This window comes from Pseudomonas sp. GW821-FHT01C01 (assembly GCF_059422645.1).
Map to the genome: position 1 here is coordinate 206,221 of NZ_JBWKXF010000001.1, position 17,332 is coordinate 223,552.

Here is a 17,332-nt window from a genome sequence, read left to right on the forward strand (position 1 = left end):
TTGTCTGTAAGGGGGTCAAAGGTCATAGCGCACGGACAACAAGAGGGTTCGCGGATCGTTGATCGCGTAATAACGGGCGCCACTGGACGGTACGAAACCGACCGATTGCGGGTACGCGCGATCGAGCAGGTTTTTCACCGCGAGCGTGGTGGTCCAGTGACCGTCACCGGAGATGTAGCGGGTGTTGGCGTTCCAGAAGGTCTGCTGGGGGATTTCCTGGATGTCGTCGTTCAGCGCGTTGGCGAAGGACTTGGTCTGGAATTGCGCGTCAGTGCCGGCCAACCAGGTGCCAGGCAATCCAGCCGGGATCGTGTAGTTGAGGCCGACGCTGGCGTTCCAGCGCGGTGAAAACACCAGCTGCTTGCCATTGGCGTCGACTCCAGCGCCACCGGCGTTTTGGAAGTCGTCGTACTGGCTTTCCAGGTAGCCGACATTGGCGGTCAGTTGCAGGTCGTTGGTCAGTGCCGTCAGCGTTTCCAGCTCGACGCCATAGGTGTGCGCCTTGCCAACGTTGGTCCGCAGGCTGACACCGAGTGCCGGGTCATAGGCATTGGTCTGCAGGTCTTTGTAGTCGTTATAGAACAGTGCGAGGTTGGCGCGCAGGCGACGGTCGAAGAAGTCACCCTTGAAGCCGGTTTCCCAGGTGATCACGTCTTCCGGTGAAAACGCCTGTTCGGCGGCGGCCTTGGTCGGCGCGCGGTTATCGTAGCCGCCGGCCTTGAATCCCTTGGCCACGTAGGCGTACTGGTTCAGGTGCGGGGTCCAGGCGTACTCGAAGCCGAGTTTCGGGCTGGTGGACTGCCACGACTTGCTGGAGTCGGCGGTGAAGTTGGTCCCGGTGATCTGTCGCGTAGTGGTGATGGCGTAATTGGTGTAATCGAAATTCTTGTGCTCGCGGGTAAAGCGCAGTCCGGCGATCAGCGCTAGCTGTGGCGTGATGTTGTAACTGCCTTGGCCATAGAGGGCGTAGCTCTCGGTATTGGTTGTGCTGTATTGGCCCTGGCCGATCACCCGGTTGCGTGCGATGGAAAAGGTCAGGTTGTCGCGCTCGGCGTCAAAAGATTCGCGGTACAGGTACAGGCCGGTGCTGAAGCTGAAATCGTCGTAGTCGCCGTTGAGCTGCAATTCCTGGGTGGCGTAGTCCTGGTTGTAGTTGATCAGGTTGTTCTGAATCAGGGCTGCTTGGCCCGAGTTGTCATAGTCCACAGGTTGGTTGAATGCGGAATAGGCCGTCACCGATTTGACGTTCAGATGATCATCAATCGTGTAGATCGCGCGCAGCACCGAGCTGCCCTGATCGAGACGGTTTTTCGGATTGAGGCTGCTGTAACTCTTGAATTTGTCGAAGTGACCGTTGACATCGAACGGCGTGTAACTGGTGGTATCGCCACGGTCGAAGGTGCCGGCCAGAGTCAGCAGCACGTCCCAGGGCGAATCGTCGGGGTTGTAGCGCAGCTTGCCGCGGTAGGACTGGATGTCGATGTTGTTCACATCCGTGCCGCGTGTCGGGTTGGAGACGGTGCCGTCACGCGTCAGGCGAATCGCCGAGAAGCTGCCAAACAGCGCGTTGTCCACCAGCGGGCCGCTGATCAGCAAGCGGCCGTTCTGCGCGTTGTAGTCACCGGCTCCGAGTTCGAAGAAACCACGGGTTTCCTGGGTCGGGTCGCGGGTAATGACGCGGATCGCACCGGCGCTGCTGTTGCGCCCATACAGCGTGCCTTGCGGGCCGCGCAGGACTTCGACGCGTTCGACGTCGTTGAAGTCGAGCATCGAGGAAATGGCCCGCGGGATGTACAGGTCATCGGCGTAGACCGCGACGGCCGACTCCTGGATCGGGTCGGTTTCACCGATGCCACGAATCCCGTAGGTTTGCGCGCTGTAGGAGATCGACTGGCGGCTGAGGGTCAGGTTTGGCACCTGTCCTGAGAGGTCGCGAATGCTTTTGATCTGTTTGTCTTCGAGGGCTTTTTCGTCGAACGCGGAAATCGCCAGAGGGGTTTTTTGCAGGTCTTCGCTGTGGTGTTCAGCGGTGACGGTCACAACAGGCAGGGCACCATCCTTGGTGTTTTCTTCGGCGTGGGCCGACAAGCCGAATATCGCCAGCGACACGGCCAGCGTCAGACGGTTTGAACGGAAAGTGTTGTGCATGGTGAACCCCGGGTGTGTAAGTGCTGCGTTGGCGTTGTCGGTTTTTGTGGGCAAAGCGTTGCCGGGGCCATGGTTTGAGGACCATGGCGGCGGTGGCTTGAGCCGGTTTCTGGTTTGGATGCAGCGGTTGACCGTGGAGTGGTGTCGGCCGGAAAAGCGGTAGTTCCGTGGGCCTCCACCTGGTCAGGGGTCGGTGATGGTTGTAACAATATTTATATAAATAACTACTGTAAAAGTCCGATTGGTTATAAGTTAATTATAAAAAATAAACATTATATGGTTGATGTAAATGCGTAATTCTGATGTTGTATCCGGTAGCCATTCACAATCCAATGTGGGAGAGGGCTTGCTCGCGAAAGCGGTGTACCAGGCAACATAAATGTCGACTGACACACCGCTTTCGCGAGCAAGCTGAACTGGTCAACTAATTTTGGACACCAGTTACGGTTTCATGCCGCCAGTTTCTCCATAGCTACCGGCGACCGGTAGTCGTTGTAGCTATGGAGCCTGACGTTGTTGTAACGCATCACATAACGCTGCACATCCACCCGCGCCTCATGTTCCGAGCGGTAGCCATCTTCTGGTACCCACTCTGACTTGAGGCTGCCAAAGAAACGCTCCATCGGAGCGTTGTCCCAGCACTCACCTTTGCGACTCATGCTTTGCAGGAGGCCATGTTTGCGCATTTCTTTCCTGAGTTTATGACTGGTGTATTGGCAGCCCTGGTCAGAGTGAAACAGCACCTCTTTTGGCCGGCCTCGCAGGTCGACCGCCATCCGCAACGCTTCGCAGGTCAGCGTGGCATCGGAAATCATCGAAAACGACCAGCCCACGATCCTGCGGGCAAACAGGTCCAGCACCGCCGCGAAATACATCCAGCGCGTGCCGACTTTGATGTAGGTCACATCGCCGCACCACACTTGGTTAACCGCAGTGACATCAAACTTGCGCTTGAGCACATGCGGCGCCACCAGCGCCTCAACGCCGGAAGATTTGTACTTGTGCCGCCGCCGTTGATGACTGGCAACACCGGCTTCGCGCATCAAGCTGCGAGCCATATGTCGCCCGACACGATGCCCCTTGGCTTGCAGTTCCTTGGACAGGGTGCGAGACCCTGCGGACGCTCTGGATTCCTTATGATGCTTGACCAGCACGGCCTTAAGTTTCTCCCGTTCAGGATTCACCTTGCCCTGGCGCTGACGCCAGGCGTAAAAGCTGCTGCGGGTGACTCCAAACGCCCGACAGCAATTGTTAACGCCGTACTGCTCGTCCAGCTCATTGATCAGCGAGAATGATCTTTGGAGTCCAAAAGCAGGAGAGCACTGGCCTTTTTTAGGATTTCAATGTCCAGGTCTTTTTGCCTGAGCAACGCTTTGAGCTGCTGAATCTCCCGCTGATCGGCGGTGATTGCCTTGGCCCCCACCGGGGTCGAACCCAAGCGTTCTTTGCGAACCTGGTCGACCCAACGGCGCAAGGCCGTAGGGCCAATATCCAAACTGGCACAAACATCGGGAACTGACTGGCCCTCGTCCAGCACCATGCTGGCGGCCTTGAGTTTGAACTCACTGGAATAAGACTTACGCATAGCCAAACACCTCAGATTTGGGCGCCATCATAGCGCCCGATTGAAGTGTCCAAAATCATTAGGCCAGTTCAAGCCCGCTCCCACAATGATTGGGTTTAACTGAAAGGCGCTGCTATTAATACCCGCGTTGAACGTTGGCTTGGTTCTCCAGTGGCAGACCACTGAGGAAACGTTCGAGGTTTGCCAGGAAACTGTCGGCGATTTCATGGTGACTGTTGCTGGAAATCGCCGAGGTGTGGGGCGAGAGGCGCACGCGTGGATGGGTATAGAGTCGGTGTCCGTCCGGTAGCGGTTCGGGTTCGGTGACGTCCAGCGATGCCAGACCGATGCGTCCGGTGTCCAGCACTTCCAGCAACGCTTGATGGTCGAGCAGGCCTCCCCGGGCGATGTTGATCAAGTGCAAGCCAGGTTTGGCGCTGGCGAGCACCGCACTATCTACGATGTGTCGAGTTGCGTCGGTCAACGGCGCGGCCAGCACCAGATGATCGGATCGCGCAAACAGCTCGTGAATATCCCGCGCCGCTTCGACGCCTTCAACCTCGAACGGCGCCTGATTCTGCCGCAGCGCAAGCACATTGATGCCTAGGGCGCGGGCCTTGATCGCCAGGCTGCGGCCAATGGCGCCAAAGCCGAGAATCCCCAGAGTGCTGCCCTTGAGCGGCGTCAGTGCCGTGAAATTCCATTGCGAGTCATGCACCCAAATGTCCGGCAGGTGCTTGGCTGCGGCGAAGATCGTAGCCAGGGCGAATTCGGCGATGTTTTCGGCGGCGCTGCCCCGTGAGGTGCTCACCGGCGGGCCGTTGAACAGCCATTGCGGGTAGAAGTCGATGCCCGACGACACCACTTGAATCCATTGCAGTCCATAGGGCCAGCCCGGTGGCGGTGTGTCTGGGGCCTCATAGCCACGCACGTTGATTGGCCGCGCCAGCAGAATGCCGACCTCGGCCGGCAAGTCGCTGGGCACCCCGGCTGGCACGCCGATGACGCGGGCCTCGGGATGGGTTGGTCTGAGGCGCTGGCGGATCACTTCATTGAAGTCGTCATCCAGTTGGCTGGCGATGACAAGCTGGCTCATGGGCGCTCCTTGGACTTGGATGGGGACTGGCGTTGGGCGAATGCGGCTTTACCGACGCCTTGCAGGATGGCGTCGTTTTGCGGGGTGTGGACGCGGCTGCACAGCACGTCGCGGTAATGCCGTTGCAGAGGATGATTACGTGACAGGCCCGGATTGCCGGACGCCTCGATGGCCAGCTCGACGGCACGAATTGCATTGCCGGTCACTAGGTATTTCAGCTGTGCCGCGTTGCTGGCCGGCGTGTGGCCCTCGGCGGCGGCATCGAGCAAACTGCGGTTGGCGAACAGCAAAGTGTCGATGTGGCCGACGGTTTCCTGAAAGCGCGGCAGGGTCGACAACGCTGCGCCGAGGTTGGACGGCGCTCGGGTTTCCAGCCATTGCACCAACCAGTCGCGGGCGGCCTGGGCAACGCCGTCGTAGACCGACGACAGCAACACCGACATCCACAGAAAACCATCGCCATCGAGTTCGGGTTGCGGCGCGCTCCAGCGGCTGACGCTGACCGCATGATCCAGCGGCACCAGCACGTTGTCGAACACCACCTCATGGCTGCAAGTGGCGCGCATGCCCAGATGATCCCAGTCCTCGACGATGCTGATGCCCGGGGTGTTCTTGTGCACCAGCCAGGCACCGACCAGCGGATCCTCATCGCTGCTGCGCGCCCAGACGCTGAACCAGGTCAGGCCATGGCTGCCGGTGGAGTAGATTTTTCGCCCGCTGATCCGCCAGCCAGCCGAAGTGCGTCTTGCGACGGTCGCCGGCAGACCGCCGCGCGCAGGAGTGCCAAGGTCGGGTTCGACCCGTAAGGCGTTGATCAGCGCTCCACGCTCGATGGCGTCCCGGGCCACCCGCAAGCGCAACGCTTCGGGCCAGTTTCGATTGTCTTGCAGGCGCGAGTGCTGCAGGTACTGCATCACCAGGATCAATGCCGTCGAAGGCTCGCCTTTGGCGATTGCACTGATGGCTTTGCGTGCCTGTGCCAAGTGCGCGCCGCCACCGCCCAGGGCTTTGGGCACGGTCAACGCAACCAGGTCGTGCTCATGCAACAGCTTGAAGTTGTCATGGGGGAAGGCGCCGCTCTCGTCATAAACATGGGCAGTGCCGCTCAGCTGTTCGCTGATGCCTTCAAGCAAGGCATCGAAATTGGCTACTTCGACCGAGCGCAGCACGGGCGGGTGTTGGGAAGAAAGACTCATGGTGATTTCACTCGATCAAAAAGGGTGAGGGCCAGCTCATAACGCAAGCAGCTTGAACTGACGGTCCCAAAGTGGACGGACATCGAGCCGTTCGCTCAACACACCCGCGTCGAAAAACAGGTCTGCCACTTCCTGTTGCGAGGCGATGGCCTGATCGTTCACTTCGATGATTCTCGAGGCCTGGCTGCGGTTGTTGTACATGTCGAGGAACACGGTTTTATCGACACCCAACAGTTGCGCCGATTTGGTGGCCCAAGGCTCGGGGTTGTTGTTGATCCACTCCAGCGTGCGCGCTTGTCGCTGCAGGTAGTCCTGAATGGCCTGTTTGCGTAGCGGGTCTTCCAGCGCGGCGGGACGTGCCGCGATCAGATAGTTACCGGACAAATACCCCAGCGCGGTTTTCAGTACGCGGGCGCCACTGCGGAACTTCGCCAACTGGATGAACACGCCGTAAATCACCCAGGCATCAAGTTGTCCGCTCTGGAATGCGCTGAAACCATCCTGAGGCGTGAGCGCCACCGCGGTGATGTCCTTCATGGTCAGGCCCTGTTCCTTCAATGCCTTGATCAGGAAGTAGTGCGAGGTAGTGGAGCGTACGTAGCCGACCCGCTTGCCGCGCAACTGCCCGACCGATTCGATGCTCGAGTCCTTGGGAATCAGGAACACCTGGTTGTTCACGTCGCTTTGCAGCACCGCGATCAGCCTTGGCTGACGGTGACTCTGGATCGAGAAGATCGGCGGGATTTCACTCATCCCGCCAACGTCCAGACTGCCCGAGGCCAACGCTTCGACGATCAGGTTGCCGCCGGCGAATTCCGCGTATTCAACTTTGTAAGGGGTATTGGCGGTGCCGGCGTCTTCGGTGAAGTACGAGTCCTGGCCGCGATAGGTGGCGACGCCCAGGGTCAGGTCCGCGAGGCTGTTCGTTTTGGCGAACGCACGGGAGGCCAGTCCCAGTGAGGACAACCCCAACGCGCCGAGGGCGATCGAACTGGCCGTAAGGAAGCCGCGACGATTGAACTGTCCTTGTGTGGTTTTTTTCGTCATGGTCAGTCTCTTTTCAGATGGCGAGTTGTACGAGGGCTTGCCCCGGCAACGGGTTGAGGAGTTCGCTCATGCCAGTGCCTCGCGTTCTTCCCGAGACTCGAGAGCGGTTTGCGCGTGACGGTTGACCGGAATTTTCAGGCCGAAGTTGTCGCGCAGGGTGCTGCCGCTGTACTCGTCACGAAACAGACCGCGCTGTTGCAGAGCCGGCACCACCAGTTCGGTGAAATATTGCAGACCATCCGGTAGCAACGAGTTGATGATGAAGCCATCCGCCGCCCCTTGTTCGAACCATTTCTGGATCGCGTCGGCGACCTGCTCAGGCGTACCCACAAAATCGCGACGAGGCCTTGAGAAGCGCAGGGCGACTTCACGCAAGGTCAGGCCTTCATCCCGAGCAAGCTGCTTGATCCGGTCGGATCCGCCTTTCTGGCTGTTGGACCCCAGATCGCCCAACTCAGGGAACGGTGCATCCAGTGGGTATTGGCTGAAGTCATGGTCATTGAAGGGCCGGCCGAGGGCGACGATTGCGTCTTCGATCGTCACCAGGTCCACGGCTTGTTGATAGCGGCTTTCCACTTCGGCTTCATCGCGACCAACGATCGGGCGGATGCCTGGCAGGATCGACAGTTTCTGCGGATCGCGACCGAAGCCACTGGCGCGTTTTTTCAGATCCTGAGCGTAGGCGAGTGCATCCTCGAAACCCTCGGGGCTGACGAATATCGCATCGGCATTTTCCGCGGCGAAATTGCGCCCGGCCTCGGAAGTGCCAGCCTGGAAAATCACCGGCTGGCCCTGCCGGGACCGGGCGATGTTGAGCGGGCCCTTGACCGAGAAAAATTCCCCCTTGTGCTCCAGAGCATGCAGTTTCCCAGGGGTGAAGAACTCGCCGCTTTGTTTGTCATAGGCGAAGGCATCGTCATCCCAGGAGTCCCACAGGCCCTTGACCACATTCACGTGTTCTTTGGCGATGCGATAGCGCACGGCGTGGGGCGGGTGTTCGGTCTTGCCGAAGTTGTCGGCGGTGCCGCTGAGCCAGGACGTCACCACGTTCCACCCGGCGCGACCACCGCTGATGTGATCCAGTGAGGCGAACTGGCGGGCAACCTGGAACGGTTCGGTGTAGCTGACCGTGACGGTTGCCACCAGTCCGATGTGCTGCGTGGTGGCCGCCAGCGCCGAGAGAATGGTCAACGGCTCGAAGCGGTTGAGGTAATGCGGGCTGGACTTCTCGTGGATGTGCAGGCTGTCGGCGATGAATACGAAATCGAATTTGGCTGCCTCGGCCAGTTGAGTCTGTTGCTTGTAGAAACCGAAATTCACACTGGCATCGGGCTGGGCTTGCGGGTGACGCCATTCGCCCCATCCGTGACCGACGCCATGGACCATTGCACCGAGTTTCAGTTGGCGTTGTTTGCTCATGGTTCTACTCCTGAATCCGTCGCATCGTTATCGAGATGCCTGGTTGAGTTGGGCACGCTTGGCGTTGAAGCTCTTGTCGAAGCCTTGGGAAACATCGATGTGTTTGCCGAGAATTCTTTCTTCCTGATAGATGTCGGCGGTGGTTTGCAGGCCGCCGATGACTTGGTCGTCGATCTGCACCGGTTGCATGTGCGTGCCCTTGGCCACAGCGATGTGCACGTCCAGCGGCAAGCCGGTAACGCGCGCCTGGGCGGCGGCATATTCCTCGGGATGGGCGTTGGTCCAGCGGTAGGCGCGATCGACCCTGGCGACGAAATCGTCCAATTGCTGACGTTTGCCGGCGATGGCCTGGCTGGTGGCGGCGAAGTACAAATGATTGGTCAGCAAGGTTTCGCCGCTGACCAGCACTTTGGCCTGGCTTTGGGTGGTGGAAATGGTGGTGTAGGGATCCCACGTCGACCAGGCATCCGCGCTGCCGTTATCCAGCAGGATTCGCGACTCACTCGGCAGCAGATAGATGAACTGCACGTCGTGGGTGCTCAGGCCGGCACTGCGCAGGGCTTTGATCGCCAGGAAGTGGCCGATGGAACCGCGGGTGGTGACGATTTTTTTGCCCTTGAGGTCGTTGGCATTGTTGAGCGGCGAATCCTTGGGCGCGAGAATGGCCGTGGTGTAACGACCTTCGGCATGCACGATGCTGACGACCTTGATCGGCGCACCGGCACCGAGAGCGAACACGTAGGGCGCATCGCCCAAAGCACCGATGTCCACGGCCCCAGCGTTCAATGCTTCACCGAGGGGGGCGGCGGCCGGAAACTCGGAGAACTGGATGTCGTAGGGCACGTTCTTCAGCTCGCCCGAGACCTCCAGCAGCACTTTGATCGTAGATTTCTGATTGGCCACCAGCAGCGGCTGAAGGTCTGCGGCGTGGGTGGTTGCACAGAAGGTGAGGGCGCCGGCGATCAACAATCGTTTGAGGGGCAGGGTAAAACTCATGACGGCGTTCTCCAGGCGGATCTTGCTGAGTGGGGTCACCTCCGCCTGGAGAAGGGGTCGGTCTGGCTTTAACGTTATTCCTATAAAAATCGTCTGTGAAATTCTTTTTGGTTATATATTAATTATTAATTAAAGTAATCATTTCTATTTTTAATATGCGCAAAGTATATTTTATGAGGCCGCGACCCTTCAGGTGAGCCTTGAATAAAGAAGGGGAGGTGTGGAGCAGGAGGGCTTCCTGTGCCTTGCACAGGGCACAGGAAGCGAGGGGCGCGTCAGATGACGAAAAAGCCATGGGTGCCGTCGCGGGCCAGTTGGTCCACCAATCCGAACTCCCAGTCCAGATAGGCTTGCATCGCTTCACGCGCATTATCGGTCCCTTCATAAGGGCGGCGATAGCGGTCGATGCGCGGTGAGGCCAGGTGAGTTTCACCTTCTTCCAAGGGTAGCTGCGCGGCAATCCAGCCGGCCGTGCCGCCCTTGAGCAAAAACACCGCTTTGCCGGTCAACGCCTCGACCTCGGACACCGCGAGTCGCGCCAACTGGCTACTGCCGCAAGTCAGAACATAGCGCTCGGCTGACGGCACCTTGGCCAAGGCCTCGCTCAGTTGCGCGCGCAAGGCCCACCATGCGCCGGGGATATGGCGTTTGACGTAGTTGGCGCTGCTGGTGAAATCCAGTAAGACAATGTCGCCATGTGAAAGCCATTCGGCCAGGGTCTCGGCGCTGATTTCCTCCGCCTGCCGTTGCGCGGGGACGGGCGCCTGCCACGTACCTTTTTCGCTGAAGTGCGCAGGTTGCAGGTCATCGAGCACATGCACTTCCCAGCCCAGTTGCGCGAGCCAGGAAGCCGACATGTTGGCCCGCACACCATCGTCATCGACCAGCACCAGGCGCGCACCGCGCACACTGGCGAAATGGTCGGTTTCCTGCACCAATTGGCCACCGGGTGTCGAGCGGGCGGCGGGCAGGTGGCCGGCTTCGAATTCTTCCGCAGTGCGCACGTCGAACAGGTAGGTGCTGCGGGTCGGCTCCTGTTGCCAGCGTTGCAGGTCCGCCAGGGTGGCGCGGCCTACCCGGGCTTTGTCAGCGACGCGATGGGCATCGCGGGCGGCAATTTGCCGATGCTCTTCGCTGGTCGGCGCGAATTGGCGCGACTGCCCGTGCTGCAGTTTCTGTCCTGCCAGCGTCCAGCCGATGGTGCCGTTGCGCAAGGCCGAAACCGGGTTGGCGATGCCAGAGTTGATCAATGATTGAGTGCCGATAATGCTGCGGGTACGACCGGCGCAGTTGACGATGATGCGCGTGGCCGGGTCCGGTGCCAGTTCCCGGGCACGCAGCACCAGCTCGGCCCCCGGTACGCTGATGCCGGTGGGAATGCTCATGGTCTGGTATTCATCGAAGCGCCGGGCATCGAGCACCACCACGTCGGCCTCACTGTCGAGCAGTGCCTGGACTTCTTCCGCCGCCAGGGAGGGCGTGTGGCGTTGGTTCTCCACCAGTTCGCCGAAGGCTTTGCTCGGCACATTGACGTCGATGAACAATTCGCCACCGGCGCGGCGCCAACCGTCCAGTCCACCTTCGAGCAGGCTGACATGGGTGTAGCCCAAGTCTTGCAAGCGCTGCGCGGCGATACTCGCCAGGCCTTCACCATTGTCGTAGACGGTCACCCGGGTATCGCGCCTTGGAATCCGTGAGTACACCTCAAGCTCAAGCTTTGACAATGGAATGTTGGCCGCGAACAGCGGGTGTGATTCGGCGAAGGGCGCTTCTTCGCGCACATCCACCAGTGCCAGTTCTTCACGGTTCAGCAGCGCCTGGCGTATTTCGGCGTAGGAGCGGGTGAGTGCAGTGCTCATAGGGCTTGGCTCTCTTTGGACAGATCCCAGATATTGGGGAGAAAGGCGTTGGAGTAACCGGAGATGAACAGCTTCTCGCTGCCGTCGGCCTGGTACACCGCGCGGCGCACGGCCCCGATGTTGGCACCGTAGACATGGATGCTGATCGAGACCTGATCATCAAAGGCGTTGCTGACCTGGTGAATGTCCCCGATTTTTGGCGACACCGCTTCAACCTGGCCCGGCCGCAGTTGCACACGGCTACCGTCGGTGATCAAGGCACCGTCGCTGTTGCGCTGGAAACCTTGCGAATACTCCGCGCCGCGCAACATGCCAATCAGCCCCCAGACCCGATGGTCATGGATCGGTGTGCTTTGCCCCGGCCCCCAGACAAAACTGACGATACTGAACCGCTGCCGTGAATCGGCATGCAGCAGGTATTGCTGATAGCGCTCGGGGTCTGGTTGGGCAAAATCTTCAGGCAGCCAATCGTCATGGCTGACCAATTGGCCGAGTAGTTTGCCGCCGCGATGCAACAGATCGCCCTCGCGAGGGTTACCGTCGATCAATTCCGCCAGGGCGCCTATGAATGCTCTGAGTCTCTCCGGGTGTCGGGCCTGGGTCATGGCGATTCCATCGTTCGTTGTGAAAGTTGACCCTTTGATTTAAGCATAATGTTTTATATCAATATGCGATTGTTTAATGATTAGGTTATAGCTGAAAGTAATTTATAACCCTATCGCATAGCGCCAGACGTTATTGATCGATCACCCTGCGTGGGGCGGGCTATCCTTCTCTCAACAATGGAACTATGCTTTTCAGACATCTTATTGACTGTTCTCTATGTGCGGGCCAAATGAAAATTGATGATATCGACGCCTTTGTCGAAGTGATTCGTTGCCAGTCCATCAGCCATGCCGCCGAGTCGCTGCAATTGACTCAGCCGGCCATCACGCGGCGCGTGCAGAACTTTGAGCAGGCGTTGGGCGTGGAGTTGTTCGACCGCAATACCAAGCCCTTAAAGCCCACGCTGATCGGTACGCGGGTGTATGAACAGTGCCGTTTGATCTTGCGGGAAATGGATGCGCTGCGTGAACTGGTGGCCACCGACGCACCACCCACCGGGTTGTTACGCCTGGGCGTTCCGCAAACCATTGGCGATGTGGTGCTGCTCGATGCGCTCAAACATTTGCGAATCGAGTACCCCGAGCTGCGCGCTCAGGTGGCCACGGGTTGGGGCAGTCAGTTGGTCGCAAAAATCGAGCGCGGTGAGCTGGACGCAGCGGCGGCACTGTTCCCGGCCGGCAAGATTTTCCCGGACAACATTGTCGGCGAATCGATTGGCAAGATGGAACTGGTGGTGGTGTGTGCCAAGTCCCAGTTGCCCAAGCGTCAGTGCAAGCTCGCCGACGTTTACCAGAGTGGCTGGATTCTCAATCCCGATGGCTGCGGTTTCCGCGCCGGGCTGCAGCGAACCCTCTCTGACCAAGGCCTGGCCTTGCGGGTCAATCTGGAAACCTTCGGCACCGAACTGCAACTGGGCCTGGTCGCCGACGGCATGGGGCTGGGGTTGGTGCCGCGTCCGTTGCTGGAGCGCAGCGCTCATTTCGAGCAGTTGGCAGTGATGCCACTCAAGGATTTCAAGCCAGTGATGGACCTGTGGCTGATCTATCCGCATTTCCTTGGCAATCTGCAAGCGCCAGTCGATGCCTTTGGCAAACTGGTCGCCGGATCGCTGCAGAAGATCAAGCGTGCAGCGTGATGATCGGCCCGGAATATAATAAAAAAAAATAATAATTAGCTTAGATTAAAATGTGCTTTTTATTATTTTTTGCCTTCCCATAGGCTTGCTGGAGATCCTTAAGGCCATCCAGGAAGTTTTGCCATGAGTAGCGTCAGTCCGTTATCCAGCGTTTCGAAAAATGTTCGCCAACGGGTCAGTCCCGAAGAGTGGGAAGTGCGTGTAAAACTGGCTGCGGCCTATCGGTTGGCGGCCCTGTTCAAGTGGACCGACCACATCTACACGCATTTTTCCGCACGGGTGCCGGGTCCGGACGAACATTTCCTGATCAATGCCTTCGGGTTGTTGTTCGACGAAATCACAGCTTCCAATCTGGTCAAAGTCGACATCGACGGCACCATCGTCGATGACCCCACGGGGCTCGGCATCAATCCTGCCGGTTATGTGATCCACAGTGCGATTCACGCGGCGCGTCCGGACCTGCAAGCGGTCCTGCATACCCATACCCGCGACGGCATTGCGGTGTCCGCGCAGCGCGACGGGTTGTTGCCGATCTCCCAGCATTCGATCGGTTTTTCCGGGCGGGTGGCTTATCACGGTTACGAAGGCGTCGCGCTGGATCTGGACGAGCGCGAGCGTCTGGTGGCGGATCTCGGTGATAAAAGTGTGTTGATCCTGCGCAATCACGGTTTGCTCACTGCGGGCGTCAGCGTTGAGCATGCGTTTCAACAGCTGCACGGACTGGAGCGGGCCTGCAACATTCAGATCGCGGCGCAGGCTGCTGGTAACGTCGAGTTGATCTTCCCGCCAGCCGAAGTGGTGGCCAAGGTCGAGAAACAGGCCGAGGTGTTCAAGAGCGGTGACGGGCCGGGCGTGGCGCGGCACTGGGATGCGCTGATCCGTCAGCTGGAGCGCAGCGATAGCGACTACAAGAACTGAGCCTTTCCCACAGAGTTCCAGGGTGAACACAACTCTTGTCGACACCCGGAACAACTGTAGGAGCGAGCTTGCTCGCGATAGCGGTGTGTCAGTCAACATCTCTGCTGAATGTACTGCCGTCATCGCGAGCAAGCTCGCTCCCACATTAGTTACTCATCGCGATCAAGCGACTTTTTCTGCGTTTTGCCGTTCACGCTCTGCCACCAGTTTGCGGGTCAGCGGGATCAGGCGCTTGCCATAGTCGATGGCGTCCTCAAGCGGATCGAAGCCACGAATGAGGAACGTAGTGATGCCCAGGTCGTAGTAGTCGAGCAAGGCTTCGGCCACTTGTTCCGCAGTGCCGACCAGTGAGGTCGAGTTCCCCTGTGCGCCAAGCAGACCAGCGATGCCGGTCCATAGTCGCTTGTCTAGGCGCGAGCCCTGGGCGGCAGCGGCAAGCAGGCGACGCGAACCTTCGTTGAGTGGTTCGCGGCGCACAAAACCGTTCTGCTCGGCCAGCGCAGTGGCCTGTTGCAGGATGCGTTCGGCGCGTTCCCAAGCCTGGTTTTCGGTGTCCGCCAGAATCGGGCGCAATGACAAACTGAAGCGAATGCTACGACCATGTTTGGCAGCCTCGGCGCGCACTTGCTTCACCACGTCGCGCACTTGTTCGTAGGTTTCGCCCCACAGCGCATACACGTCCGCATGTTTGCCCGCCACTTCGATGGCCGCCGTCGAAGAACCGCCGAAGTACAACGGAATGTGCGGCTGTTGCGGTGACTTCACAGCGGAGTGCGCGCCTTCGACCTGGTAATACTTGCCCTCATGGTCGAAGGGTTTTTCGCTGGTCCATTCCTGACGCAGCACGTCGAGGTATTCGTCAGTACGCGCATAACGCTCGTCCTTGTCGATGTAGCTGCCATCGGCGCGCAGTTCCCGATCATCGCCGCCGGTGATGATGTGTACGGCGGTGCGCCCGCCGTTGAAGACGTCGAGGGTGTTGAACTGCCGTGCGGCCAGGGTCGGGGCGGCAAAGCCTGGTCGATGGGCAATCAGGAACTTGAGATTTTTCGTCACACTGGCGGCGTGCGAGGCAATCAGCGTGCTGTCCGGGCTGTTGGAGTGGAAGGCCACCAAGGCCCGATCGAACCCGGCCTCGTCATGGGCACGTGCGACTTTTTCCACGTATTCGGGCTGCAGAGTGGGGCCGCTACGAGGGTGGATTTCCGAAGAATGGTGACCGCCGATGTAGCCGATGAATTCAATACTCATGGGAGTTCCTTGTCGTTGGATAGGCGTGATTCAAGCCTCCACCTGGTATTGGGGTCGGTCTGTAGAGCCAAAAATAGGCGTAGCGAGTGTGGCTGTGAAATGCCGTTTGGTTCTAAGTTAATTATTAAAATACTGAATGATGATAATTGCACTGTATGAAAAATGTGCATATTTAACGATACCTACCCTGCAGCCCGCAGCGAGCAAGGAAAGGGCTCATTTATTATGCAAACAATTTATCAGGTTGGCCGAATATCTGATTTCTAATCATATTAGGTTATTCCCAAAAAGAATTTCACTGATGTTTTTTATGCGAATAGCATGAAAAAAGAAGCTGACGCATGGCACCTCTGGCCATGTTCTTTATGAGGAAGGAAGCCTGATGACTGAAAAGACATTCGATACATCGAGCGCCAGCAGCTCGTTTTCCGTCAATAAGGCTGCTCGCCACACAGGTGAATTGCAGGGCGCGTGGAGGCTGCTCCCCAATTGGCTGCGCAACTGGCGGACACCTGAAGTGTTGCTGCGTTTGCTCAGCCCGATTGCGCTGCTGCTGTTGTGGGAGCTGGCGTCGCAAGCGGGGCTGATCCCGCAGCGTGTCATCGCGGCGCCCTCGCAGATCGGCGGCACACTCTGGGCGATGATTCTGTCCGGCGAACTGGGCAAGCATTTGCTGGTGTCACTGCAACGGGCGCTGGTGGGCTTGAGTATCGGTGTCAGTATTGGTGTGATCGCGGCCCTGATCAGTGGGCTGTCGAAGCGGGGCGAAGTGATACTTGATTCGCCGCTGCAAATGCTGCGCACCATTCCTTCGCTAGCGTTGGTGCCGCTGTTCATTCTCTGGTTCGGTATCGGCGAATTCACCAAGGTTGCGCTGATCGTAACTGGCACGACCTTTCCGGTGTACCTGAATCTGTTCGCCGGCATTCGCAATATCGATCCCAAACTGATCGAGGCCGCCAACACGCTGGGGCTCAATCGTCGCGAGTTGATCTGGCATGTGATTCTGCCGGGTTCCTTGCCCTCATTCTTTGTTGGCCTGCGCTACTCCTTGGGGATTTCCTGGCTAGCGCTGGTGTTCGTCGAGCAAATCAACACTACTGCCGGCATCGGCTTCCTGGCCAGTGATGCACGGGACTTCATGCGCACCGATGTGATCGTCATTTGCCTGCTGATTTACAGCGTCCTCGGTCTGTTGATCGACGGGCTGATCCGCACGCTGGAACGTTTCGCCCTGGCCTGGCGCCCAACTTTTGTGAGGAATTGATATGTCGAGCATCGATCTTTTGAACGCGACGAAATCTGCACATTCGCCAGCGCCGGTACAACTGCGCAATGTGGTGCGCCAGTTCGGCCAACAGCGGGTCATCGACGGCCTGGATCTGGACATTGCCCCCGGCGAATTCGTCGCGTTGCTAGGGGCCAGCGGCTCGGGCAAGACCACTTTGCTGCGCAGCCTGGCCGGGCTCGACAGTATCGACAGTGGTCAATTGCTGGTGCCCAAGGCGAGGGCGGCAGTGTTTCAAGAGCCTCGTCTAATGCCCTGGAAGCGCGCCTGGAAGAACGTGATTCTCGGTCTGCATATTCCGGGCGCCAAGGCCCGTGCGGTGCAAGCACTGACTGAAGTGGGGCTGGCTCATCGGCTCGATGCCTATCCTGCCACGCTCTCCGGCGGTGAAGCACAACGCGTGGCACTGGCCCGTGGTCTGGTTCGCGAGCCAAAACTGTTGTTGCTGGATGAACCGTTCGCCGCACTCGATGCGTTGACCCGGATTCGCATGCATCGGCTGATCATCGAGTTGTGGCGTAAACACACACCGGCGGTGCTGCTGGTCACCCACGATGTGGATGAAGCCATCCTGCTGGCGGACCGGGTTATCGTGCTGGCCAATGGCAAAATCGCCGACCAATTGATCATCGATCTGCCCCGGTCCCGAGACACTGGCCAGGAAGGTTTTCAGGCTATCCGCACGCGGCTGCTGGGTTTGTTGGGCGTTGAAGTGGAAACCGTTGCCGTCGCTGAGCACCGGGCACCCAACACATCGGTCCGGCGTTTCGCCCATGGCTGATTCCGCTTCCAGTCTTTTGATCCAGGGA

The 17,332-nt window shown here is 58.8% G+C and carries 15 protein-coding genes; 4 read left to right on the forward strand and 11 right to left on the reverse strand.

What is annotated here, in order from left to right; translation table 11 throughout:
* Positions 1-15: 15 nt before the first annotated feature.
* The 10 genes from AC07XF_RS00795 to AC07XF_RS00840 form a co-directional block, all read right to left on the reverse strand.
* The gene (locus AC07XF_RS00795) at positions 16-2,148 is read right to left on the reverse strand and encodes a TonB-dependent receptor (protein WP_495025003.1); all 2,133 of its coding nucleotides are present in this window, start codon (positions 2,146-2,148) and stop codon (positions 16-18) included.
* A 449-nt stretch (positions 2,149-2,597) separates the two neighbouring features.
* Positions 2,598-3,434 (reverse strand): IS3 family transposase, encoded by an 837-nt coding sequence (locus AC07XF_RS00800; RefSeq protein WP_495025085.1) that lies wholly within the window; start codon positions 3,432-3,434, stop codon positions 2,598-2,600.
* The gene (locus tag AC07XF_RS00805) at positions 3,431-3,733 is read right to left on the reverse strand and encodes a transposase (RefSeq protein ID WP_256326664.1); all 303 of its coding nucleotides are present in this window, start codon (positions 3,731-3,733) and stop codon (positions 3,431-3,433) included. The genes AC07XF_RS00800 and AC07XF_RS00805 overlap by 4 nt, the downstream gene beginning before the upstream one ends.
* A gap of 115 nt (positions 3,734-3,848) precedes the next feature.
* On the reverse strand, positions 3,849-4,808 hold the full coding sequence (locus AC07XF_RS00810) for a D-isomer specific 2-hydroxyacid dehydrogenase family protein (protein WP_495025004.1): 960 nt from the start codon (positions 4,806-4,808) through the stop codon (positions 3,849-3,851).
* Positions 4,805-6,004, reverse strand: coding sequence for an acyl-CoA dehydrogenase family protein (locus AC07XF_RS00815; RefSeq protein ID WP_495025005.1), 1,200 nt, complete (start codon positions 6,002-6,004; stop codon positions 4,805-4,807). Before AC07XF_RS00815 ends, AC07XF_RS00810 begins: the two co-directional genes overlap by 4 nt.
* 36 nt (positions 6,005-6,040) lie before the next feature.
* Positions 6,041-7,051 (reverse strand): ABC transporter substrate-binding protein, encoded by a 1,011-nt coding sequence (locus AC07XF_RS00820; protein ID WP_495025006.1) that lies wholly within the window; start codon positions 7,049-7,051, stop codon positions 6,041-6,043.
* 66 nt (positions 7,052-7,117) lie between these two features.
* A complete protein-coding gene (locus AC07XF_RS00825) occupies positions 7,118-8,470 on the reverse strand; it encodes an LLM class flavin-dependent oxidoreductase (RefSeq protein WP_495025007.1) in 1,353 nt (450 codons plus the stop codon).
* Between the two features lie 27 nt (positions 8,471-8,497).
* Complete coding sequence (locus AC07XF_RS00830) at positions 8,498-9,466, reverse strand: ABC transporter substrate-binding protein (RefSeq protein ID WP_495025008.1); 969 nt, start codon at positions 9,464-9,466, stop codon at positions 8,498-8,500.
* 275 nt (positions 9,467-9,741) lie between these two features.
* Entirely contained in the window at positions 9,742-11,325 is a 1,584-nt protein-coding gene (locus AC07XF_RS00835; protein WP_495025009.1) for a rhodanese-related sulfurtransferase, read from the reverse strand.
* Entirely contained in the window at positions 11,322-11,930 is a 609-nt protein-coding gene (locus AC07XF_RS00840; protein ID WP_495025010.1) for a cysteine dioxygenase family protein, read from the reverse strand. The genes AC07XF_RS00835 and AC07XF_RS00840 overlap by 4 nt, the downstream gene beginning before the upstream one ends.
* 230 nt (positions 11,931-12,160) lie before the next feature.
* Between AC07XF_RS00840 and AC07XF_RS00845 the strand changes: the two genes are divergently transcribed.
* Complete coding sequence (locus AC07XF_RS00845) at positions 12,161-13,066, forward strand: LysR family transcriptional regulator (RefSeq protein ID WP_495025011.1); 906 nt, start codon at positions 12,161-12,163, stop codon at positions 13,064-13,066.
* A gap of 123 nt (positions 13,067-13,189) precedes the next feature.
* Positions 13,190-13,984, forward strand: coding sequence for a class II aldolase/adducin family protein (locus tag AC07XF_RS00850; RefSeq protein WP_495025012.1), 795 nt, complete (start codon positions 13,190-13,192; stop codon positions 13,982-13,984).
* A gap of 162 nt (positions 13,985-14,146) precedes the next feature.
* Here AC07XF_RS00850 and AC07XF_RS00855 read toward each other — a convergent pair whose 3' ends face one another.
* On the reverse strand, positions 14,147-15,235 hold the full coding sequence (locus tag AC07XF_RS00855; protein ID WP_495025013.1) for an LLM class flavin-dependent oxidoreductase: 1,089 nt from the start codon (positions 15,233-15,235) through the stop codon (positions 14,147-14,149).
* 382 nt (positions 15,236-15,617) lie between these two features.
* Between AC07XF_RS00855 and AC07XF_RS00860 the strand changes: the two genes are divergently transcribed.
* Together AC07XF_RS00860 and AC07XF_RS00865 are read left to right on the forward strand one after the other, a co-directional pair.
* Positions 15,618-16,502 (forward strand): ABC transporter permease, encoded by an 885-nt coding sequence (locus tag AC07XF_RS00860; protein WP_495025014.1) that lies wholly within the window; start codon positions 15,618-15,620, stop codon positions 16,500-16,502.
* Position 16,503: 1 nt separating this feature from the next.
* Complete coding sequence (locus tag AC07XF_RS00865) at positions 16,504-17,304, forward strand: ABC transporter ATP-binding protein (RefSeq protein ID WP_495025015.1); 801 nt, start codon at positions 16,504-16,506, stop codon at positions 17,302-17,304.
* The last annotated feature ends 28 nt before the right edge of the window (positions 17,305-17,332 follow it).

What these genes read in the sequence shown, in the direction of transcription:
- AC07XF_RS00795 (WP_495025003.1), bottom strand. Translation starts at nt 2,148, where the DNA reads ATGCACAACACTTTCCGTTCAAACCGTCTGACGCTGGCCGTGTCGCTG.
- AC07XF_RS00805 (WP_256326664.1), bottom strand. Translation starts at nt 3,733, where the DNA reads ATGCGTAAGTCTTATTCCAGTGAGTTCAAACTCAAGGCCGCCAGCATG.
- AC07XF_RS00810 (WP_495025004.1), bottom strand. Translation starts at nt 4,808, where the DNA reads ATGAGCCAGCTTGTCATCGCCAGCCAACTGGATGACGACTTCAATGAA.
- AC07XF_RS00815 (WP_495025005.1), bottom strand. Translation starts at nt 6,004, where the DNA reads ATGAGTCTTTCTTCCCAACACCCGCCCGTGCTGCGCTCGGTCGAAGTA.
- AC07XF_RS00820 (WP_495025006.1), bottom strand. Translation starts at nt 7,051, where the DNA reads ATGACGAAAAAAACCACACAAGGACAGTTCAATCGTCGCGGCTTCCTT.
- AC07XF_RS00825 (WP_495025007.1), bottom strand. Translation starts at nt 8,470, where the DNA reads ATGAGCAAACAACGCCAACTGAAACTCGGTGCAATGGTCCATGGCGTC.
- AC07XF_RS00830 (WP_495025008.1), bottom strand. Translation starts at nt 9,466, where the DNA reads ATGAGTTTTACCCTGCCCCTCAAACGATTGTTGATCGCCGGCGCCCTC.
- AC07XF_RS00835 (WP_495025009.1), bottom strand. Translation starts at nt 11,325, where the DNA reads ATGAGCACTGCACTCACCCGCTCCTACGCCGAAATACGCCAGGCGCTG.
- AC07XF_RS00840 (WP_495025010.1), bottom strand. Translation starts at nt 11,930, where the DNA reads ATGACCCAGGCCCGACACCCGGAGAGACTCAGAGCATTCATAGGCGCC.
- AC07XF_RS00845 (WP_495025011.1), top strand. Translation starts at nt 12,161, where the DNA reads ATGAAAATTGATGATATCGACGCCTTTGTCGAAGTGATTCGTTGCCAG.
- AC07XF_RS00850 (WP_495025012.1), top strand. Translation starts at nt 13,190, where the DNA reads ATGAGTAGCGTCAGTCCGTTATCCAGCGTTTCGAAAAATGTTCGCCAA.
- AC07XF_RS00855 (WP_495025013.1), bottom strand. Translation starts at nt 15,235, where the DNA reads ATGAGTATTGAATTCATCGGCTACATCGGCGGTCACCATTCTTCGGAA.
- AC07XF_RS00860 (WP_495025014.1), top strand. Translation starts at nt 15,618, where the DNA reads ATGACTGAAAAGACATTCGATACATCGAGCGCCAGCAGCTCGTTTTCC.
- AC07XF_RS00865 (WP_495025015.1), top strand. Translation starts at nt 16,504, where the DNA reads ATGTCGAGCATCGATCTTTTGAACGCGACGAAATCTGCACATTCGCCA.